The sequence below is a fragment of the Pseudoalteromonas luteoviolacea NCIMB 1944 genome (assembly GCF_001625565.1).
Classification (GTDB): Bacteria; Pseudomonadota; Gammaproteobacteria; order Enterobacterales; family Alteromonadaceae; genus Pseudoalteromonas; species Pseudoalteromonas luteoviolacea_F.
Genome location: NZ_AUXS01000056.1, coordinates 67,391 through 89,326 on the forward strand (window position 1 = coordinate 67,391; position 21,936 = coordinate 89,326).

At 42.0% G+C, this 21,936-nt stretch carries 18 protein-coding genes; 10 read left to right on the forward strand and 8 right to left on the reverse strand.

Annotated elements, in window-relative coordinates; genetic code table 11:
• Nucleotides 1–287: 287 nt before the first annotated feature.
• The 3 genes from N483_RS20535 to N483_RS20545 all read right to left on the reverse strand — a co-directional run bounded on the left by N483_RS20535 (nt 288) and on the right by N483_RS20545 (nt 6,706).
• Nucleotides 288–2,207, reverse strand: coding sequence for a tetratricopeptide repeat-containing diguanylate cyclase (locus N483_RS20535; RefSeq protein WP_172642402.1), 1,920 nt, complete (start codon nt 2,205–2,207; stop codon nt 288–290).
• Between the two features lie 144 nt (nt 2,208–2,351).
• Nucleotides 2,352–5,525: an efflux RND transporter permease subunit gene (locus tag N483_RS20540; RefSeq protein ID WP_023398357.1), complete on the reverse strand. Its 3,174-nt coding sequence runs from the start codon at nt 5,523–5,525 to the stop codon at nt 2,352–2,354.
• 5 nt (nt 5,526–5,530) lie between these two features.
• A complete protein-coding gene (locus N483_RS20545; RefSeq protein ID WP_023398356.1) occupies nt 5,531–6,706 on the reverse strand; it encodes an efflux RND transporter periplasmic adaptor subunit in 1,176 nt (391 codons plus the stop codon).
• A 317-nt stretch (nt 6,707–7,023) separates the two neighbouring features.
• On the opposite strand from N483_RS20545, the gene N483_RS20550 reads away from it, so the two are divergent.
• Nucleotides 7,024–7,626: a TetR/AcrR family transcriptional regulator gene (locus tag N483_RS20550; RefSeq protein WP_023398355.1), complete on the forward strand. Its 603-nt coding sequence runs from the start codon at nt 7,024–7,026 to the stop codon at nt 7,624–7,626.
• Here the strand turns inward: N483_RS20550 and N483_RS20555 are convergent.
• The 3 genes from N483_RS20555 to N483_RS20565 all read right to left on the reverse strand — a co-directional run bounded on the left by N483_RS20555 (nt 7,610) and on the right by N483_RS20565 (nt 11,137).
• The gene (locus tag N483_RS20555) at nt 7,610–9,454 is read right to left on the reverse strand and encodes an ABC transporter ATP-binding protein (RefSeq protein WP_023398354.1); all 1,845 of its coding nucleotides are present in this window, start codon (nt 9,452–9,454) and stop codon (nt 7,610–7,612) included. The two genes, N483_RS20550 and N483_RS20555, sit on opposite strands and share 17 nt — an antisense overlap.
• Before the next feature lie 168 nt (nt 9,455–9,622).
• Nucleotides 9,623–10,084 (reverse strand): DUF3010 family protein, encoded by a 462-nt coding sequence (locus N483_RS20560; protein WP_023398353.1) that lies wholly within the window; start codon nt 10,082–10,084, stop codon nt 9,623–9,625.
• A 51-nt stretch (nt 10,085–10,135) separates the two neighbouring features.
• Nucleotides 10,136–11,137, reverse strand: coding sequence for an endonuclease/exonuclease/phosphatase family protein (locus N483_RS20565; protein ID WP_023398352.1), 1,002 nt, complete (start codon nt 11,135–11,137; stop codon nt 10,136–10,138).
• Between the two features lie 235 nt (nt 11,138–11,372).
• On the opposite strand from N483_RS20565, the gene thrS reads away from it, so the two are divergent.
• The 4 genes from thrS to rplT all read left to right on the forward strand — a co-directional run bounded on the left by thrS (nt 11,373) and on the right by rplT (nt 14,700).
• Nucleotides 11,373–13,283 carry a threonine--tRNA ligase gene (thrS, locus tag N483_RS20570; protein WP_023398351.1) on the forward strand — a complete coding sequence of 637 codons (1,911 nt, stop codon included), beginning with the start codon at nt 11,373–11,375 and terminating at the stop codon, nt 13,281–13,283.
• A gap of 61 nt (nt 13,284–13,344) precedes the next feature.
• Nucleotides 13,345–13,908, forward strand: coding sequence for a translation initiation factor IF-3 (gene infC, locus N483_RS20575; protein ID WP_080672567.1), 564 nt, complete (start codon nt 13,345–13,347; stop codon nt 13,906–13,908).
• A 216-nt stretch (nt 13,909–14,124) separates the two neighbouring features.
• Nucleotides 14,125–14,325, forward strand: a complete 201-nt coding sequence (gene rpmI, locus N483_RS20580; RefSeq protein ID WP_023398350.1) for a 50S ribosomal protein L35 — start codon at nt 14,125–14,127, stop codon at nt 14,323–14,325.
• Nucleotides 14,326–14,340: 15 nt separating this feature from the next.
• The gene (gene rplT, locus N483_RS20585; RefSeq protein WP_023398349.1) at nt 14,341–14,700 is read left to right on the forward strand and encodes a 50S ribosomal protein L20; all 360 of its coding nucleotides are present in this window, start codon (nt 14,341–14,343) and stop codon (nt 14,698–14,700) included.
• Nucleotides 14,701–14,810: 110 nt separating this feature from the next.
• On the opposite strand, the gene N483_RS20590 is transcribed toward rplT, so the two are convergent.
• On the reverse strand, nt 14,811–15,638 hold the full coding sequence (locus N483_RS20590; protein ID WP_023398348.1) for an SDR family oxidoreductase: 828 nt from the start codon (nt 15,636–15,638) through the stop codon (nt 14,811–14,813).
• 141 nt (nt 15,639–15,779) lie between these two features.
• Here N483_RS20590 and N483_RS20595 point away from each other — a divergent pair, with 141 nt between their 5' ends.
• From N483_RS20595 to N483_RS20615, 5 genes are all read left to right on the forward strand, one after another.
• Nucleotides 15,780–17,570: a M14 family metallopeptidase gene (locus N483_RS20595; RefSeq protein WP_023398347.1), complete on the forward strand. Its 1,791-nt coding sequence runs from the start codon at nt 15,780–15,782 to the stop codon at nt 17,568–17,570.
• A 1-nt stretch (nt 17,571) separates the two neighbouring features.
• Nucleotides 17,572–18,213, forward strand: a complete 642-nt coding sequence (locus N483_RS20600; RefSeq protein ID WP_023398346.1) for an MBL fold metallo-hydrolase — start codon at nt 17,572–17,574, stop codon at nt 18,211–18,213.
• A 47-nt stretch (nt 18,214–18,260) separates the two neighbouring features.
• On the forward strand, nt 18,261–18,722 hold the full coding sequence (locus N483_RS20605; RefSeq protein ID WP_023398345.1) for an Lrp/AsnC family transcriptional regulator: 462 nt from the start codon (nt 18,261–18,263) through the stop codon (nt 18,720–18,722).
• A gap of 112 nt (nt 18,723–18,834) precedes the next feature.
• Nucleotides 18,835–20,391, forward strand: coding sequence for a SulP family inorganic anion transporter (locus tag N483_RS20610; RefSeq protein WP_023398344.1), 1,557 nt, complete (start codon nt 18,835–18,837; stop codon nt 20,389–20,391).
• A 142-nt stretch (nt 20,392–20,533) separates the two neighbouring features.
• Nucleotides 20,534–20,956, forward strand: a complete 423-nt coding sequence (locus N483_RS20615; protein WP_023398343.1) for a cupin domain-containing protein — start codon at nt 20,534–20,536, stop codon at nt 20,954–20,956.
• 41 nt (nt 20,957–20,997) lie between these two features.
• On the opposite strand, the gene N483_RS20620 is transcribed toward N483_RS20615, so the two are convergent.
• Nucleotides 20,998–21,894 carry a LysR family transcriptional regulator gene (locus N483_RS20620; protein WP_023398342.1) on the reverse strand — a complete coding sequence of 299 codons (897 nt, stop codon included), beginning with the start codon at nt 21,892–21,894 and terminating at the stop codon, nt 20,998–21,000.
• Between the last annotated feature and the right edge of the window lie 42 nt (nt 21,895–21,936).

Below are 21,936 nucleotides of genomic sequence, written 5' to 3' on the forward strand. Positions count from 1 at the left end.
CCCGTTTTTATATCAACACGATCAATTATAGTTTTGAACTATGTACATCGCCTTATGATGTGTCATAGGTAGTCAAGGCCCAACGAATTGGAACATTTACTTTCTACTTTAAATGCTCTTAAGTGCCAAGCTAATGTCGTAGAGATAACTTTTGATAGGGTGTTTGTTGCGTAATTCTCATAATTGCTCCTTTTCTCACAAGGAAACAATAACAATGTCACGCAGCCTGATTTATCATCTCTGTGACATGCGTCATAAACACTAAGCCTTATTTGTCGTTAAAAAAGCTAGAGTGCGCACACCACGCGATTTCTGCCAGACTTCTTAGCTTGATAAAGCGCTACATCGAGTTTGCTATAAATCTTGTCTAGGCTTTGAGGAGAGTTTTGATAGTAGTAACTCGAAAAGCTTGCAGTAATGTTAATTTCTTCTCCAGATTCTGTCTCTATTGGGGTGTTGCTAAGTTGCACTCTGAATTGCTCAATAATATCGACACAACTTGAACGCGCTAAGTTTGGAAGAAACAGCATGAACTCCTCCCCGCCAAAACGAGATAAAAGTGCGTTGCTACCGAAAAACTCTTTTGCCAGCATTGCTGTTTGTTTTAATGCACGATCTCCTGTTGGGTGTCCATACACATCATTGACTTGTTTAAAGTGATCTAAGTCGAACAATACAAGGCAGTGCTGTTTGCCAATTGCCGGCAAGTTAGTACGTGAGACCACAGATAAAAATGCACTGCGATTCAAAGCGCCGGTTAGGTTGTCGTGTTGCGCTCGGTATTTGTGTTTTGAGTACCCGCGCAAACTAATGAACAGAAGTAGCAGCGAAAACAAAATTATAATTGCTTGGAACTGTTGTCGCTCCTCTAACTGAGAGATTTGGTCCAATTGCAAATTATTGTGTTTTTCTAAGCGAATATTTTCTAACTGTTGTGCAGTCACTTCAAGTTCTGACTCGAGTGCAATCATTGCTTGCATCGCTCTTTGGCTATTAAATTGTTCTTTTTCAGCAATGAGTTGCTTTTGCAATGTATAAGCTTGTTCGAAGTTTGATTGCTGAGCATACAAATCTGACAAAAGTTCTAAACTTTGGATCAGGTGAGTTTTGTCGCTGACGTTTTGAGATAGGTCTTTAGCTTGTGTTGCTTGCTGAACAGCTTTCTCTATTTGGCCAAGTGCACGCATATTTTCTGCAGCCTGTAGTCTTATATCAGTGATCAAATTAATGTTATTCGACATGCTAATTTTTGACAGCGCGAGCTCCAAGGCTTGTGTGGCGAGTTTAGTTTTTGCCGTGTTGGTATATACTTTGGCTTTTTGGACGAGAGCGTAGGCTTGACGATAGGGATTATCAAACTGTACGTAGTATTGATACGCCTTATCTAACCATTGCAGTGAGAGGTCATAATTTCCCGCTTTATTGGCAACAATCCCCAAATTGAGCATGGCCAAAGCGACTTTAAATTGGTTTTTTTGGGCTTTTCTGAGCATCAATGCCTTTTCCAAATACTTTGTGGCATCGTTATAATTTCCAATTTCTAGATATGTGAGGGCAAGGTTATTGTAATAGGGGGCCTTGTTTCCTTCATATTTTGAGTTGGCAATAACTTTTTGATACATCTCAATTGCTAACGCATGATCCCCTAAAAAGTTAGCGTTCAACGCCTTTGCATTTTGTAATGCATTTAAGCCCCAGAATGGTTTTTCCAGTACGTTAGCATAGCGCTCCACCTCTTGGATATGATGGTCTAGTTGAATGTAGTTCGCTAATGTGATTTTTGCATTGATATAAAAGAGCTCGACAGTTGCAGTGAGTGCAGGATCCTCTATGGTATACGCGCGTGTTATAGCTTGCTTAAAAGCAAGCATAGTCTGCTCGTATTCATTATTATGTGCACTTATTAAGGCCATAACAAGATGTTGTAAAATAACATCGTACTCACTGTTATCATACTCAATGAGGGTGTTTAAGGTTGCTTCTTGCTTAAGTGCTAAGGCCGTTCGAGTCAGTGTTGCTCCGATATAGACACGTTTTGCGCTGGGCTGCGTAATTTTGACTTGCTTTACTAAGTAATCAAATGCAGTACGAGTGTTTTGTGCGCGAAGTATATCGTAGGTTTGTTGCCAAGTATTTTGGGTAGAGCTGTAAACCGATGGAGCGCCAATTAAAATGAGAGACAGTACTAGAGCAACATAAAAACGCAAAGAGATAGCCTTTGGGAGTAAATAATTGCGAATAATAACATAATAGTTTGGCGTTTTTACAGCCATTAAGGTGTTATGATTTGTAATCGAGAAGCTGCAGAAATAAAAAATGCCAGTTTTACTGGCATTTTTTATGTTTGAAACTTAAGCGAGGTCTTCCTGTGTATCGGTATGATCTCGTTTGTGGTGTGTTGCTATCTCATTGGCAAGCTCTTGTTTTGACCGCTTTTCTGTCAATTTTCTGGTGGTGAGCCAATAGAAAAACAGAGGAACAAAAAACACTGCTAGGAAGGTTGCGGCCATCATGCCGCCCATGACGCCTGTGCCCACACTATGTCGTGCCCCCGCGCCCGCTCCTGAGCTTAATACTAGAGGTACAACACCTAAGATGAAGGCCATTGATGTCATAATGATAGGTCGGAATCTTAGCCTTGCCGCTTCGAGAGCTGCTGCACTAGCACTCCAGCCTTGTTGATGCTTCATCAAGGCGTATTCAACTATTAGAATGGCATTTTTACTCGCAAGACCTAGCAGGGTAACTAGACCAATCTGGAAATAAACATCATTCGTTAAGCCTGCAATCCAAATCGAAACCAGTGCACCAAAAGTACCAAAAGGAAGTGCAAGTAGCACAGAAATAGGCAGAGACCATCGTTCATAAAGTGCTGCCAATATTAAGAAGACCATGACAACCGCAAGCCCTAACGCAAGTCCAGTTGTGCCTGAGCTACGCTTTTCTTGGAAAGCAGATGCCGTCCACTCAAAGGTCATGTCAGGTGGTAGCACTTCTGCTGCGATGCGTTCAATTTCCGCGATGGCTTGTCCCGAGCTGTACCCAGGTGCTGCGTTACCCATCAGCTTTACAGCAGATAAGTTATTGTAGCGGTGCAGGCTTTCTGGGCCTCTAGAAAACTCAATATCCGTGAAGGCTGAAATTGGAACCATATCACCTTGGTTATTTTTAACATAAATGCGACCAACATCTTGCGGTGTCATTCTAAATTGTGCTTCGGCGGACATAATGACCTGCCATGAACGACCAAACTTATTGAAGTCATTGACGTAGTAGTTACCTAGGTTTGCAGCAAGCGCGTTAAACGCCGAATTGATATTGACACCCATAGCACGTGCTTGCTCTCTGTCCATATGAACTTTGAGCTGTGGCGCATCAGCTCGCCAAAGCGTTTGCAAGCCCCCTAAAATTGGACTTTGCTGAGCGGCATTCATCATTAATTGCATGCCTTGTTTTAGCTTTTCAGGATCCGCTCCGGTTTTATTTTGCAAGTAGAACTCAAACCCACCAGTACTACCCAAACCAAATATTGCAGGGGGGTTAAATGCCAGTACGAGTGCTTCTTTGATGTGTGCGGTTTTCATAAATAACTCACCAACCAAAGATTTAGTGTCTACCTCACGTTCATCCCAATGTTTTTGAGTGATGAAGAGCGTAGCGGCATTATTTTTGTAACCGCCGCCCAAGAAATCAAAGCCTGTGAACGCAACAACATTCTCATTAGCCGGGTTAGACTGTGCTGCTTCGATAACTTGTTTTGTGACTTCAGTGGTTCTTTCTAAAGAGGTGCCATCAGGTAAAAATACGGCACTGATATAAAACCCTTGATCTTCGTCAGGAACAAGAGAGCCTGGCGTTTTTTGCCACATAAAGAGAGTCGCACCGACCATCGCAGACATAAGTAAAAAGCCTAATGCACCGCGGCGGATCATGAAACTGACCGACCCAACATATTTGCCTGTCATACGCGTAAACCAGTCATTAAACCACAAGAAGAAGCGGGCAGTTTGTTTATGCTCGTGTTTTAGGATAAGTACGCAAAGTGCTGGAGTCATTGTCAAGGCAACGACACCTGATAAACTGACCGAAATTGAAATCGTGATCGCAAACTGTCTAAATAGCTCGCCCGTTAACCCACCCAGAAACGCAATCGGGATAAATACGGAACACAATACCAGTACGATGGCAACAACTGGGCCACTGACTTCTTCCATAGCTTTATAGGCTGCTTCTCTGGCGCTTACGTGCTGCTCATGCATGATCCGTTCAACGTTTTCTAATACCACTATGGCATCATCGACGACGATACCAATTGACAATACCATGCCGAACAGGGTTAAGGTGTTGATTGAGTAACCGAGCATATAGAGGCCAGCAAATGTGCCAAGTAGTGATACAGGCACCGCCAGTGTTGGGATTAAAGTTGCACGCCAGTTTTGCAAAAATAGATAAACCACTAGGAAAACTAGCACCATTGCTTCACCCAGTGTGATCAATACTTCGCGAATAGAAACTTCAACAAAACGCGTTGTGTCATAAGAGTTAATGTGCGAAAGACCCTGTGGAAACTGTGCTTTGAGGGATTCAATTTCAGCTTCAACTTCCTTCGCGACGTCTAGAGCATTTGCGCCAGGTTGTAAAAATATACCAAGTAGTACAGCGTCTTTACCGTTGATAGTACCGTTAAAGTTGTAATCTTTTGAGCCAAGTTCAACACGTGCAATATCTTTTAAACGTAATGTTGAACCGTCAGTGTTAGCTCGAATGATTATATTGTCGAATTCTTCTGGTGTTGAGAGTCGTCCTTGTGCTGTGACACTGTAGACCAGTTCTTGAGGGCTCGCTGAAGTGGGTGTTGCGCCAATGCTGCCTGCCGCATATTGTGAGTTTTGTTCACGAATAGCACTAGTCACTTCTTCTACGGTAACTTTCAACTGACTCATGATGTCAGGTCTTAGCCAAACTCGCATTGCATAATCACGCGCACCAAATATCTGCACATTTGTTGTGCCAGGGATACGCTTAATATTATCCAAGATGTTCATTGTGACGTAGTTGGAAGTCCACAGGCTCGAACGACTATTGTCAGGCGAGTAGAAAGCGTGAACTTGTAAAAAGCTTGAAGAGCCTTTAGCAACGACAACACCTTGACGACGAGTTTCTTCAGGCAAACGGGCTTCGACTTGTTTAACTCGGTTATTAACATCAACAGCGGCTTGATCTACATCAGTGCCAATTTCAAATGTCACCGTAATAGTCGTAGCGCCAGAACTGCTGCTGATCGACTCCATATACATCATGCCTTCAACGCCAGTGATGGCATTCTCAATTGGCGCGGCAACCGTTTGTTCTAGGACATCGGCAGATGCACCTGGATATACGGCGGTGACCTGTACTTGTGGCGGAGAGATCTCAGGGTATTGCGCAACGGGCAGGGTACGCATAGCTGCGAGGCCGGCTAGCACAATGACGATTGAGATCACAAAGGCAAAAATAGGCCTATCTATAAAGTATTTTGAAAACATAGGGCTTATTCTCCTTCAGCCGCTATATTTACTGGCATGCCTGGAAAGAAAATACGCGCCATACCTTCGATAATGACTGGTTGTTCTGGTTGTAGACCTGAACGAATAACCCACATGTTTTGGCCATTCAAATTCACCCATTCTCCAACTTCTACAGGGGCAGGAAGTGCAACTTTCATCCCTTGTTCATTATCAGCTGCCACATAAACGAATTTACCTGTGCCATTGTCCAATACGGCTCTTTGAGGGACTACAATCGCTTCATTTCTAATTGCACCACTCAGTTGTACTCGCACAAACTGGCCAGGTCGTAGCTCACCATTAGGGTTAGCTATTCTGGCTTGAAGCTCTGAGGTACCTGTGAAGCGGTTAACCCTGACATCAGAGAAATTTACTTTGCCTTGCTGAGAGTAAGTTGAGCCGTCTTGCAAAATGATGGTCGCGTCAAACTCATTGTTATTCGGTAAAGTCAGCTTGCCAAGCTCAACATCTTTTCGCATAGCGAGCTGTTCGCGTTCTGAAAAACCGAAGCGCGCGCGCATTACGCTGGTGTCCGTTAATTCTGTGAGTAATACGGTTGGACCTGAAACATAGCTGCCTTGAGATTCTCTTTCTCGACCAATAATGCCAGATACCGGAGCTTTAACCTGCGCATATTCTAAGTCAAGTTTTGCTTCATTGAGCGCTACTGTTGCAGATTCTAAGTTTGCTAAAGAAATATCGTAAGCTGACACTGCATTGTCGAAGTCTCGCTTCGATACTGAGCGCTCATCTTTCAGTCTTTCTAATCTGTCTTTCTCTCGCTTTGCCTGGGCAACATTGGCTTCTGCCGCATGCAAATCTGCTTGTGCTTTTTCTAATTCAAGCTCAAAAGGTTTAAGTTCAATGGTAAAGAGTGAGTGACCCGCCTTTACATATTGGCCTTCGTCAAAGTTTCTTGACTCAATTAGCCCGGGTACTCTGGCGCGGATTTCGACTTCTTTGTCACCTAGAAGAGTTGCTGGTAATTCGATGTTAAATGGTACACTTTGCGTCGAAACGTGTGTAACACTGACATTAGCAGGTTGCATACCAAAACCGGCCTGTTGCTGTGGTGCTTCCGAGCAAGCACTTAATGTACCTGCGGCAAGTAATGCCAAAGAGAGGTGTTTAACTTTGCTTTTGAATGATGCTGGATACATGAACACTCCAAATCCTATTTAATATCGTGCTTTCTAAACCGCTGCATTAAATCAATAATAACAGTTTAGCTTACTGCCTTGTATAAAATATTCCACTGGATAAATTAGTGGTTACTTTGTCATGTCATACCTTCCTCACACCAAAGCTAAGGTTATAAACTCGACAATTATACAAGTAAACGCTAGTGTATACTTATTTAATTTGAAGGTAAACGGCTCCGTGTACTTTTTGGAATAAATATAAACGGTATCGTGTACTTTTTATTGTCCCGATTTTTAGTTAAACTTATGTTAATTATCAAAAGAGAGAAAGATTGATGACGCAATTGTCAGCCAAGCAGCAAGCAATACTGAGTGCTGCGATAGATCAGTTTGCGCTTATGGGGTTGCAAGCAACAACTATGGAGGCGATTTGCCAAAAAGCGGAAGTATCAAAACGGACTTTATATAAACATTACCCCAACAAAGAAGCTTTGTTTGATGCAGTGGTTATTTTACTTATTGAGAGAATAGAGCCTCTAACAGCAATTCAATTTATTCCAAATTATGACTTTGAAGTTCAGCTAAAACATCTTGCATCAAGTGTGGTTGGCTTACTCTGTGACCCCGATTATATAAGACTTTCTCGAATTGTGATGATTGAATCTATGCGCAGTGAAGCGCAGGCTAAACGCCTCAACGAAAAATTTAGCCACTGTGAGCATTCTATGGTGGTGTGGTTTGAAGAAGCGTCATTGGCTGGGTGTTTGGGAGACCATGACGCACACTTTGCAGCTGCTTTTTTCTGGGGTGGCTTAAAAAGGCTTACCTTTTGGGAGATGGCAATTCGATGGCAACCACCAGTTGATGAGCAGCAACTTGCAACCTTTATAGAGCAGGCGTGTAAACTGTTTTGTGGTGGTGTTAATCCACGCCAATAAAGCCGCCTGTTTGGTGAGCCCAGAGCTTTGCATAGATGCCATTTTTTGCCAGCAACTCTCGATGAGAACCTTGTTCGACGATGACGCCTTGCTCTAGCACAATTAGTCGGTCCATTTGCGCTATGGTTGATAGTCGATGCGCGATGGCAATAACTGTTTTTTGTTGCATTAGCTCATCTAAGCTGGTTTGAATGGCATGCTCTGACTCGGAGTCCAAGGCAGAGGTAGCTTCGTCGAGAATTAATATTGGGGCATCTTTTAGCAGCACTCTGGCAATAGCTATGCGCTGCCGTTGACCACCAGAGAGCTTCACGCCGCGTTCACCAACTTGTGCTTCTAAGCCTTGATTCCCATGGCTATCTTCGAGATCTTTGATAAAAGTATTGGCTTGGGCTTTAGAAATGGCTTGCATTAGCTCTTGCTCAGTTGCGTCTGGTCTGCCGTACAAAACGTTATCTCTAATACTGCGATGCAACAGAGCAGTATCTTGTGTCACCATCGCAATTTGCTTTCTTAAACTTTCTTGGGTTATATCATTGATATTTTGCCCATCTATAGAAATAGCCCCTTTTTGAATATCGTAAAACCGCAACAGCAGGTTTACGAGCGTTGATTTACCTGATCCAGAGCGCCCAACAATGCCTATTTTCTCACCGCTTTTAATCTTTAATGAAAGAGATGAGAAGACATTGTTAGGTAAATTCTCATCATGGCGCTTGTAAGCAAAAGTTACGTTGTCAAAGCTGATGGCGCCAGCGGTCACGATAAGCTCGTTCGAATTTGGACTATCAGTTACCTCAACTGGTCGTGACAAGGTGTTCATACCGTCGACTACTGTGCCTATATTTTCAAATAAGCTGCTAATTTCCCACATGATCCATTGAGACATACCATTAAGTCTTAGGGATAGACTAATTGCAATGGCAATCTCGCCAGCAGAAATGACGTTTTGCGACCAAAGGTATAAAGAGAGTGCAGCAATGGTGAAAACTAATAAATAGTTCAAAGCTTGAATACAGACATTGAGACTGGTTACTAGGCGCATTTGGCGGTAAACCGGTTGCATGAACACATCCATGCTGCTTTTAGCATAGTGTTCCTCACGGCGAGTGTAAGAAAAAAGTTTTACAGTTGAGATATTGGTATAGCTATCAACAATACGTCCGGTCATTTCAGAGCGAGCATTGGCTTGTTCCGCAGCGACTTGCTTGAGACGTGGTAAAAAATAAAACTGTAATCCGATGTAAAGCAGTAACCAAACAAAAAGCGGCAATAATAAATAGAGGTCGCTACTGCCTATCAGTACCAATGTGGCACCAAAATACACCACGATGTATACCAATACGTCTAGCAACTTCATTACGGCTTCTCTTATGGCCAATGAGGTCTGCATGAGCTTCGTTGCGATTCTGCCTGCGTAGTCGTCTTGATAAAACGACATACTCTGTTTCAATAAATAGCGATGAGCAAGCCACCTAATAGACATGGGGTAGTTACCGAGTAAGCTCTGATGCAAAAATGCGCTATGCACAAATACCAATATTGGGATACCAATGACGGTTATTCCAGCCATCGCAATCAAGGCCTCACTTTTGTTGCTCAAAAGTTGGGATGGACTCATGGTTTGCATCCAATCTACCAGCGTTCCCATAAAGCTGAATAACACGACTTCTAACGTCGCTAGCGATGCAGCACATATAGACATAATAATAAGTGGGTATTCCATGCCTCGGCTGTAATGACGACAGAAGGCATAGAGCGAATTGGGAGGTTGATCCGCATTGCGATTTGGAAATGGGTTGGTAATTTTTTCAAACAACTTATACATTAAATGTCCTTATAAATGCCCAAGTGTCTTATTAACCATATATAAGATTACGGACATTGACAGAGATTAATGTCTTTAAGTGTATTTTAAAAAAAGAGAAGTGTGTAAATGGGGGAGTAAGATTTCGACGGTGAGCAAGGTCACCCACCATCGTTTAAGGCGTAATACTTAAGCTTGTTCGTCTTCTACATCGTGGCCGTAAGTTTTGCGCATGATAAGTACATAGGCGTTTGTAAACGCTTGTTGTTGGTACTTTCTCAAACCTGTCTCTTCATAGTCAACAGGCACAGGGTTACGCTTAAGTTGTTCTTTTACTTCAGTTGCATTTAAAAGGTGAACTTCTGTATTTGGAATTAATTGTAAAGCCGCTTCCATTTTGAAACCAGCAGCACTACCTGCAAACTTGCCTTTATGCGCTCTTTGACGAATCGCGATAGTATCAATTTGGTAGTCTTCCACAAGTTTTGACAAGTCGAAGTGAAACTTGCGCATTGCTTCATGATCTTGGCCAATATTTGGCAAAGTGAAACGAGTTTGTCGAATATCCCTAATATCAAAAACGTCACTTTCTTTCGTTAAAAGACAAAGCATCGCTTCGCTGCCGGTAATTTCAACACCTAATGTTCTCATTGTATTTTCCAATCTATACCTAATGGCAGGGATAATAGCATAGCTTTTTTGTTAAATTGTAATTTCTATCGCAATTGCTGCATGATCTGAATATCTAATGTCCTCTTCATCTCTTTTTGGGTCCAAGTGGCTGGCGTAATTGTGATAAGTTAGTGAATTGACCTGCGAACTAGGGTGACGAGGAGAAAACTCTTTGGACGTTAAAATGTAGTCCAATACATTACCTTCTCCCTGAAAGTAGTGAGTCGGGGGTTTGATGCCTAGTTCAGGTTGATTGTCAGCAATTGCAAAGCTCTCATACAGGCCGACGCTTTCAATCAAACTGGATTCACTTGCAATGGGGAATTGCTCAGTCATAAACGACAGCGCTGGGCTTGTAATATGAGCGTTAAAATCACCCATCACTAAAGTCGCTGAGTTTTTTTCTCGCTGTGTTTTTAATGCATCGTAATACACAATGGAGGCTTCAAGAGAGCGCGATATTTGAGACTGCATTGCGCCGACTGTTTGGTTGAGCATGGTTAAGAAAGGGTCTTCTTGGTCGGGGTCGCCGAGCAACTGGGCCATTGAATGAACTCTTTGGGACTTAAAGTGAACAGCGTAGAGGGTTAATAAGCCAAAATCATCTAATTCAAATGTACACTTTATCGGAGTCCGGTTGAATTTGAAGTGGGCGAGGTTATTTAAATATTCTAACAACTCGTGGCTGGGCTCTAACGGTTTACACTGTTTAAATGGCAGTTTAGATGCGATTGCTACAACTGGGTTAAAAAGTACATTGGAGTAGACAGCATCTGGCTTAGGTGAATCCACCGTGGCAAAGTGAGTGAGCCCTAAATCTTCACACAGTGATGCGAGAGTGTCTGGATTGAACACTTCTTGAAATACGATAACAGTGGGGTCAATGTGTTGGATCAGCCCTGTGATAAACTGTGTTTTAGTGGTCCATTGAGTGTCAGAGTACATTTCTTCAGGTTGGTAAAATGCATACGGAGGCTCTGCAAAATTCAAAAGATTGAATGACGCAAATTTGAATGTTGTTCGCTGCTCCATATAATTCCCTCAATTTTCCATTAATAACGACTATTTTATCTTAGTCTTTTCCTTGCAACTCGTCACGCATCAGGTCACAATAGCGCCAGGATTGAAAGACCCCAGTCAAATTTAGCATATCACTGAATAACCAATGCTTATTCGTAAAAGCGTTGATGGGCAACACTAACACTTAAAATTGATAATAGATACATGTGACGCGGCGTAGGTGTCACCACTGTAAATAGGATTAAAAATGCCAGTAATTACTCTTCCTGACGGCAGTCAGCGTATTTTCGAAAACCCTGTTTCTACTCTTGATGTTGCAAAAGACATCGGCCCAGGTCTTGCAAAAGCAACGATCGCCGGCCGTGTTAATGGTGAGCGTGTAGATGCATGTGACATCATTGAACAAGATGCCAATCTTGAAATTATTACCGCAAAGGACGAAGATGGTTTAGAGATTATTCGTCACTCTTGTGCGCACTTAATTGGCCACGCGGTTAAGCAACTTTTCCCTGAAGCTAAAATGGCGATAGGTCCAACTATCGACAATGGCTTTTATTATGACATCGACATGGAGCATTCATTAACTCAAGAGGACCTTGATGCTATTGAAAAGCGCATGTTACAGCTTGCAAAAACAAACTACGATGTTGTTAAAAAGAAAGTAAGCTGGCAAGAGGCTCGAGACACATTTGAATCTCGCGGTGAAAGTTACAAGATGGAAATCTTAGACGAGAATGTTGCTAAAGATGACCGTCCGGGTTTATATCATCACGAAGAATACGTTGACATGTGTCGTGGTCCTCACGTACCAAACATGAAGTTCTGTCAACACTTCAAAATTATGAAGGTGGCAGGCGCATATTGGCGTGGTAATGCAGATAACAAAATGCTTCAGCGTATCTACGGAACCGCTTGGGCAGATAAAAAGCAGTTAAAAGCCTACCTAAAACGTTTAGAAGAAGCTGAAAAACGCGACCACCGTAAAATTGGTAAAGCGCTAGATCTATGGCACTGGCAAGAAGAAGCGCCAGGCATGGTATTTTGGCACAACGACGGTTGGAGCATATACCGTGAGCTAGAAGACTTTGTACGTGAAAAATTACGTGAGTACGACTACGAAGAAGTAAAAGGCCCATTGATGATGGACAGAGGGCTTTGGGAAAAGTCTGGTCACTGGGATAAATACTCAGATGCAATGTTCACCACAGAGTCTGAAAAGCGTGAATATGCTATCAAACCAATGAACTGCCCAGGCCACGTACAAATCTTTAACCAAGGCCTGAAGTCATACCGTGATTTACCGCTTCGTATGGCTGAGTTTGGTTGTTGTCACCGTAATGAGCCATCAGGTGCACTACACGGCCTTATGCGTGTTCGTGGCTTTACACAAGATGATGCCCATGTATTCTGTACAGAAGAGCAGATCATGGATGAAGTATCATCTTGTATCAAGATGGTCTACGATACATATGAAACGTTTGGTTTTGAAAAGATTGTTGTAAAACTTTCTACTCGTCCTGAAAAGCGTATCGGTGAAGATGAAATGTGGGACAAAGCAGAAGCAGCACTTGCTGAAGCGCTGAAGTCTAATGACATTGAGTTTGAATACCTACCGGGTGAAGGTGCGTTCTACGGACCTAAGATTGAGTTCACATTGTACGATTGCTTAGAGCGAGCTTGGCAATGTGGCACAGTGCAGCTAGACTTTGCGTTACCGGGTCGTTTGGGTGCTACATATGTAGCTGAAAATAACGAGCGTAAAACACCTGTTATGATCCACAGAGCGATTTTAGGTTCGATTGAACGTTTCATCGGTATTTTAACTGAAGAGTATGCTGGTTTCTTCCCAACATGGTTAGCACCGAAACAGGTTGTTATCATGAATATCACGGATAAACAGGCTGATTATGTCCAAGAAGTTGTGCAAAAACTAAATAAACTTGGAATAAGAGCTTGTGCTGACTTGAGAAATGAGAAGATTGGCTTTAAAATCCGCGAGCATACTTTAAAACGTATACCTTATTTACTTGTTGTTGGCGATAAAGAAGTTGAGCAACAAGAGCTAGCAGTAAGAACGCGCAAGGGCGAAGACCTTGGCAAATTCTCTGTAGACGATTTTGTCGCTAAAATTAGCGAAGAAATTAAAAACAGAGCTTAACTTTTGAAACCCGTGCGGCAAATATATTTACAACAGTGCCGCACGTTTAATTTTGGATTTTTTGGAGGAACGTACCATTAGAGGCGGCAAAAAAGGGCAAACAACTGCTCAAAAGAATCGTATCAATGATGAAATCACAGCGAAAGAAGTTCGCTTAATCGATGCTGAAGGTGAGCAAGCGGGCATTGTCTCTACGAGAGATGCGCTAGCGCAAGCAGAAAGCGCAGGTTTAGACCTTGTTGAAATCAGTCCAAACGCTGAGCCACCAGTGGCTAAGGTAATGGACTATGGTAAGTTCGTTTTTGAAAAAGCAAAATTACAAAAAGAACAGAAGAAAAAGCAAAAACAGATCCAGGTTAAAGAAATTAAATTCCGTCCTGGTACTGACGAAGGTGACTACCAAGTTAAACTTCGTAACTTGCGCAAGTTCTTAGAAGGTGGCGACAAGGCGAAAATCACCATCCGTTTCCGTGGTCGTGAAATGGCTCACCAAGAAATCGCAATCGACATGCTTAATCGCTTAAAAGCAGATTTGGAAGAGATCGCTCAAGTTGAGTCTTTCCCGAATCGTGTTGAAGGTCGCCAGATGGTTATGATGATGGCACCTATTGCAAAAAAAGCATAAGTCAGGCATAATTCGCGCCGATTTTTGAAAGAATTTAGCACAGGTATACAAAGTACTTAGATTTTTAATCTCAAGTCACCTGTGTTAACCGGTTATAAGTAAGCATTTTGTTTTCATTTTGCTTCACCGGAACAGGGTGTAAGCTGGGCCTTAAAAGAGATGTTCGCATCCGCCTACTTGCATATATTAAACGCAATATCATTTGGAGTTATTGCAATGGCTTATAAGCTAAAAACACACAGAGGTGCTGCAAAGCGCTTCAAAAAGACTGCTTCAGGCGGTTACAAGCGTAAACAGTCGCATCTTCGTCACATTCTGACTAAGAAGTCTTCAAAGCGTAAACTACACCTACGTGCTAAGTCTATGGTTCATAAGAATGACCTAGGTCTTATCGATCGTATGTTACCATTCGCTTAATAGAGGATATCAGAAATGGCAAGAGTTAAACGCGGTGTTATCGCACGTGCACGTCACAAAAAAGTATTAAAGCAAGCTAAAGGTTACTACGGAGCACGTTCACGTGTTTACCGCGTAGCGTTCCAAGCTGTAACTAAAGCTGGTCAATATGCATACCGTGACCGTCGCGCTAAGAAACGTACTTTCCGTCAACTATGGATTGCACGTATCAATGCTGCAGCACGTCAAAACGGCCTATCTTACAGCCGCTTCATTAACGGCCTTAAAAAGTCGTCAATCGAAATCGATCGTAAGATCCTAGCTGATATCGCAGTATATGACCAAGTAGCTTTCACTGCTCTAGTAGAGAAAGCAAAAGAAGGTCTTGCAGCTTAATTTTTTAATTAAGTAAAGCGATGTTAAAAAGGAGCCTTTGGCTCCTTTTTTAGTTTTTTGAATTAACTGTTTTCCAATTTGGTCAGCAAATTGCGCTTCCCAAAAATCTATCAACGATTCTTAAGCAATAGCTTATCCAGCCAACTTGAGCTTAAAACCCGCTTTAAATAACCCATTAAGTAAGTTGGAAAAGTGACATAGTATCTGGGTTTGGCTTTCGGCGCCTCAATGGCGTGGAGCAACTTATCATACACAGCCTCAGGGCCAAGCGTAAATTTTTGCGGTGCTGTTTGTGCCTTTAACCTGGTTAACTGCGCTTGGTATTCAGCACTGTGATGGCTAGCAGTAATATCAATATGTGCTTCGAAAGCCTGCCGTGCATTTTTCCTAAATTCCGACAAAATTGGACCTGGCTCAATTAAGCTGATCTGAATGTCAGTGTCGGCAAGCTCCATTCTGAGTGTGTCGGTTAATCCCTCCAGGGCAAATTTACTCGCGTTGTAGGCACCTCGGTAGGGCAATGCCACTAAACCGAGTACAGATGAATTTTGTACGATACGCCCTTGTCCAATAGTTCTCATATGGGAGACCGCTAATCGCGTTAAGGTGTGCCATCCAAAAAAGTTAACTTCAAATTGCTGTCTTAACACATTCGTAGGTAAATCTTCGACGGCACCTAGTTGTCCGTAGGCGCCATTGTTAAATAAGACATCCAATTGGCCATCACATAATTGGAGCGCTTGTTCGAATCCTTTTTGTATTGATCCCTCATCTGACAAATCAAGTAAGACACAAGGGATATTGAGCTCTGTAAACTGAGCAAGGTGTTTTGGATTTCTCACGGAGGCAATGACTTTGTACCCAGATTTATGCAAGGTTTTTGCACAATATAATCCTATTCCGGTAGAACACCCCGTTATTAATATGCTTTTACTCATTGGTTTAGTTAAACTTTCCTTAAATTAGCGACGCATTAGTGCGTTTAACTGTGAATTTTTGTTGAATCACCGCACATTGTAAGCCGTTAAATAAAATATTGATATAATCAACTTAATACAAAAAAGACACAAAGAATGTTTATGAGTTTAGGTATTGTTCTGCTTTCTGCAACACTTAATTTGAATAGTCATCTCCCTCCATTGCAGCCTTGGCAAGGGGAAAGTCAAAGCTTAATGCAACAAGATGGGCCTCTGACAACAGACTTTGAGTTAAGTGGCGGATTGGAGTCTCCGAATTACGAACAGACAAACGCATTTATCAAGCGATTAGTGGCGTCAAACCCGACTCAGTTTCAATCAATAAAGATTGGTACAAGCGACCAAGGTAGAGACATCAATATGCTGTTGGCTGTAGAAGGTAGCCAGTTTTCGCCAGCTATGATGAAAAATAATAATAAGCCGACGGTGTTAATTCAAGCGGGTATTCACGCAGGTGAAATAGATGGCAAAGATGCCATGTTTATGCTGCTAAGAGATATTGCGACTGGAAAGCGCCGCGACATCTTGAGCAAAGTCAATATCTTGTTTGTGCCTATTTTAAACGTGGATGGTCATGAACGAAGCAGTGAGTTTAACCGCATAAATCAACGTGGCCCGTTGACTATGGGTTTTAGAACCAATGCCCAAAATTTAAACCTTAATCGTGATTACACTAAATTAGATACACCAGGTGTCCGTGCGGTCTTAAAGGTCATTAATGACTACGATCCTGCGCTATATATTGATGTACACGTAACCGACGGCGCTGATTATCAGTACGATGTCACTTATGGCTTTAACCCAAGTTTTGTCAGCGACTCGCCAGCCATTGCGAAGGTGTTAGAAGATCAGTTTACCCCCATTATTGACGAAAAACTGTCAAAGTTTGGCCATATCCCAGGCCCACTTGTGTTTGTGATGGATAAGAGAAACCTTGAAAAAGGGCTCGCTGGATGGGTTGCTTCTCCGAGGTTTTCAAATGGCTGGGGGGATATTAAAGGGTTGCCAACTATCTTGGTAGAAAACCATTCATTAAAGCCCTATAAGCAAAGAGTGTTAGGGACTTATGTTTTTATCGACGGCGTGATAGATGCATTGTCACAGCAACACAAGGCGTTAGAAAAAGCGGTCGAATCGGAAAAACATTTCTACCCAACTGAGCTGGTGGTGTCAAGAGAGTATAGTAAAGAGCCTGATTTCGTAAGTTTTAAAGGGATAAAATTTAAACGCTTTCAAAGTGCACTGTCAGGCCACAAAGAAGTTAAATATCTGGGCGAGCCGATCCACTACGAAAAACTCCCTGTTTTCTGGCAAAAAGAAGTTAACCTAAAAGTATCTGTGCCGGAGGCTTATTTTATTCCTCCACAATATGCGGCATTGGTTGAAAAACTTCAACTGCATGGAATTGAAGTTGAAAAACTCGCCGAAGGCAATGCAATGACAGGATTAACTCAGCTTAAAGTAGATGACTATAGTTTCGCTAAAATGCCCTTTGAAGGGCGTTTTAGGGTTGACGCGACATTCAATCATCACCTGATCGAGAGTGAAGTATCTCTTTCTGGTTGGACAAAAGTGTCAACGAAGCAAGCATACTCAGAGTTAGTTACACACTTGCTTCATCCCGCAGCGCCTGATTCGTTTTTTGCATGGGGTGATTTTCATAGTATTTTCCAACGAACAGAATATGTTGAAAATTATGCACTTGAGCCATATGCTAGGAAAATGTTAAAAGAGAGCCCTAAGCTTGCTTTGGCATTCGATAAAAAGATCCGTGAAGATAAAGCATTTGCTAAAAGTGATAAACAAAGGCTTGAATGGCTGTACGAAAAAACACCATACTATGATCAAGCGTATTTAAAATACCCTGTACTGATGTTTTATGCGAAGAAGTAACATGAAAGTTTTCACAATACCAGTTACACCATTTATGCAAAACTGCCGAGTTATCGCTTGCGACTTAACGGGAAAAGCTGCCATAGTAGATCCAGGTGGAGACGCGGAAAAGATTCTTGCCGTTGTCAAAGAGAACAACTTACAAGTTGAGTTTGTGCTTTTAACACATGGGCATTTAGATCATGTGGGAGTGAGTAAGGTAATATCGCAATCGCTCGATGTAGAAATTATTGGTCCCCATATTGATGATAAGTTTTGGTTAGACGAGTTACCTATGCAAGCTCAAATGTTTGGGTTTGCGCCTCATACTGCTTTCTTACCTAATCGCTGGTTAAGCGAAGGAGAAGTAGTAAAATTAGGTGAGCTAAAATTGCAAGTTAGGCACTGTCCTGGGCATACACCAGGACACGTAGTTTTTTATGAACCTGCAAGTGCGACAGTGCTAGTTGGTGATGTGCTGTTTAAAGGTTCTGTGGGGCGTACTGATTTTCCTAAGGGAGATGCCGCACAACTTAAGCACGCTATTGAAACTAAGCTCTTTACCTTAGGTGATGAAACTCGGGTAATGAGTGGTCACGGAGAAGATACCACAATAGGGTACGAGAAGCGTAATAACCCATTTATGAGCGGTCGTTTTGGGTAACGCAACGTGAATAGCGTAAAATTTAACACTAAAATATAAAGAAAAATATGTCATTAAATCAAGTTGATCGTCAGATACTAGCGTTGTTACAGCAAGATGCGAGTTTGTCCACGGCTGAAATTGCAGACAAAGTAGGGTTGTCACAATCTCCGTGCTGGAGGCGCATCGCTAAATTGGAACAAGATGGATTCATAAAAGGGAAAGTTGCGCTGTTAGATGAAAAACAGCTTGGGTTTGATATGTTGGTGTATGCCCATGTAAAACTGTCAAATCATGGGCGTAGCAACCTTGCTGAATTCGAAAAATTGATAATGAGTTATGATGAAGTGACAGAGTGCTACACCATGGCTGGTACAATGGACTTTATGCTGCGTATTGTCTCTAAAGGCATTGAAGGCTACGAGCTTTTCGTCCGTGATAATTTACTTAATCTTGAATACGTGCAAGAAGTTCATTCTAACGTAACCATGACGTGCGTCAAACGCTCAACCGCATTACCAATCATTTAGTGTCATACAGACATCTCAAATTAACACTATAATGTATCATGTTTGTTAAAAGCGCTGGATTTTGTTAGGATCCAGCGCTTTTCTGTCGTAGTAAAAACACTTGGGGATATAAATGTTTAATCTTATAGGCAAGGCGCCAAGCTCTGCTAAGAACGACGTGCTGTCAGGTTTAACAGTTGCATTAGCACTGGTACCAGAAGCGGTCGCATTCGCATTTGTTGCACAAGTTGACCCGTTGGTTGGCTTATATGCAGCATTTATCGTCGGATTGATCACATCAATTTTTGGTGGTCGTCCAGGAATGATTTCAGGTGCTACCGGGGCACTTGCAGTAGTAATGGTTAGTCTTGTGATTGAACATGGTGTCGAATACCTGTTCGCGACAGTGCTATTGATGGGTATTCTACAAATTTTAGCGGGCATATTTAAATTGGGTAAATTTATCCGAATGGTACCGCACCCAGTCATGTTAGGCTTTGTGAATGGCTTGGCCATTGTTATCTTTTTAGCTCAACTAGGTCAGTTTAAAGTAATGGATGAGTCGGGCACTTTACAGTGGATGCAAGGCGCTGAGCTATATATTATGGCTGGTTTAGTTGCATTAACAATGGCTATCATTCATTTTTTACCAAAATTGACGACAGCGATCCCATCAAGCTTAGCAGCGATTTTAGTTGTAACAGGAATTGTAATTGGCTTTGATTTAGACGCACGCAACGTACTCGATTACTTAAAAGATATGAGCGGCAATGCAGATGCAACCATAGCTGGTGGATTCCCAATGTTCCATATCCCTGATGTACCTTGGAACCTTGAAACACTAAAAATTATTTTCCCATATGCGCTAATTCTTGCTGCTATTGGCCTAATTGAATCATTACTGACATTAACACTTATTGATGAAATCACAGAAACTCGCGGCAACAGTAACCGTGAATGTGTTGGTCAGGGCGCTGCAAATGTAACGTGTGGTGTGTTTGGTGCAATGGGTGGCTGTGCCATGATTGGTCAATCTATGATAAACATTAATTCTGGTGGCCGTAGCCGTTTATCGGGTATTACAGCAGCACTACTATTACTTGGTTTCATTTTATTTGCTGCCAGCTTAATTGAGATGATCCCACTTGCTGCACTTGTTGGTGTTATGTTCATGGTGGTTCTAGGGACTTTTGAATGGTCTAGTTTCCGTTTGATGAAGCGTATTCCTAAGAGTGATGCATTTGTTATTGTATTAGTCTCAGGTGTAACCGTTATCACTGACCTTGCAATAGCGGTCTGTGTAGGTGTTATTGTATCTGCACTTGTGTTCGCATGGGAGCACGCAAAACATATCTACACCAACAACTATATTGATGACGACGGTTCTAAAGTTTACGAGTTACATGGCCCACTATTTTTTGGTTCAGTGAAGAACTTTGCGGAGCTATTTGATATCGCGAATGACCCTGAAGACGTTATTGTTGAATTTAAATATAGCCGTGTTGCAGATCACAGTGCAATTGAAGCCATTGATGCTCTAGCAGAGAAATACACAAAAGCTGGCAAAAAGTTACATTTACGTCACTTAAGCCAAGACTGTAAGCAGTTGCTAGATAAAGCGTCTGATTTGGTAGAAATTAACGTGATTGAGGATCCAAAATACAAGGTTGCCTCAGACAAACTTGCGTAATTTTTACATTACTTAATTTTAAAGCCCGCATTTAGCGGGCTTTTTGTTTTTCAGGCATTAGTCGTAATTATTTAAAATCTCATGGCTAAATCAAAATAGGTTGATTAAAGTAAGGTCAATTAAAATAAATTAAGCATGTATTATGAGCATTAAATCATCTTTAACGGTCTTGTCTTTGATTCTTTTATTAGGCAATACTTCAGCTGTATCTAGCAAGGAAGTGAGCGTAAAAACGCTAACCAAAACTTCGCAAAGTTGGGACGGAACAGAGTTGCCAGCATACCCATCTGGAAAACCAGAAATTACGGTACTGGATATTGTCATACCCGCTGGAACAGAGTTGCCACTGCACCTTCATCCAGTGATCAATGCAGGCGTCGTAATTACCGGAGAACTGCATGTCACCAAACAAAGTGGAGAGCAGTTAATATTAAAAGCCGGTGACCCGATTGTTGAATTAGTCCACCAATGGCACAAAGGCAAAGCGATAGGCGATGAGGATGTCAGGATCATCGTGTTTTATGCAGGTGAACAGGGCAAAGCCATCACGGTGAAGAAGCATTAGATTGGGTTTCTTAGCCCTGTTTAATATCAGAAACTTATGTGCTATCCAGTGGCAAGGTGGCGGGTGTGCTGAACCAAAACGTCATATAACGCACGTATTTTAGCGTTTTGTTTAAGGTCCTTATGATAAGTATACCAAAGCGCACCAACATTTTCTGAACTTAGCATGGGGCACTGATCAAGTCTGACTAAGTTTGAATATCTTTTGGCGTCGTTATCAGACAATGGCCCGATCCCCATGCCACTGACAACGGCAGATTGTATGTCAAGAAACTGGTTACTGGTATAAACAATATTTTCATTTTGCAGATGTTGAATAACCTGATTGATGAAAGGGATATGGTGTTTAGTTTTGTCAGGCATAAGCCAATGAAAGTTATTAAAATCGCTTTCATGTTTTGGTTGACCATGCTCTGCGACATAATCTTTCGATGCAAAATATGCCATTTTGAGTGATAGGACATGACGGGCAATAAGATCTGGCTCTTTGGGCTCTGGCCCGGCTCTGAGCGCTACATGGATATTGCCACTTTGTGCAGGAATAACTTCGTCAGTTGCCAGTAGTTCTATTCTAACTTTGGGGTAGGCTTTTCTAAACTGATGCATTGCCGGAGCAAGCATTGCTGAATATGATGTCACTGTTGTGATCCTGATTTTCCCGCTAAACTCTTGTTGAATGCTTTGCAATTTATCTTCTAAGGCAATAAATTGGGTATCAAGATCTGCCAGTGTTTCAGTCATAATATGACCTGCATCAGTGAGTTGATAACCCCGTTGATGGCGGATAAATAATTTGACGTTGAGGGCGTCTTCTAAGCGGTTAATATGGCGTAATACGGTCGTATGATTGCATCTTAATTGTGCCGCAGCTTTGGCAAGGGAACCCGCTTTTGCTACGGTGTGAGCAACTTTGAAATCATCCCAATTTAATTTTTGCATAATTATAAATATAAATTATTCAACTTCGTCTAGTGTCTGAGT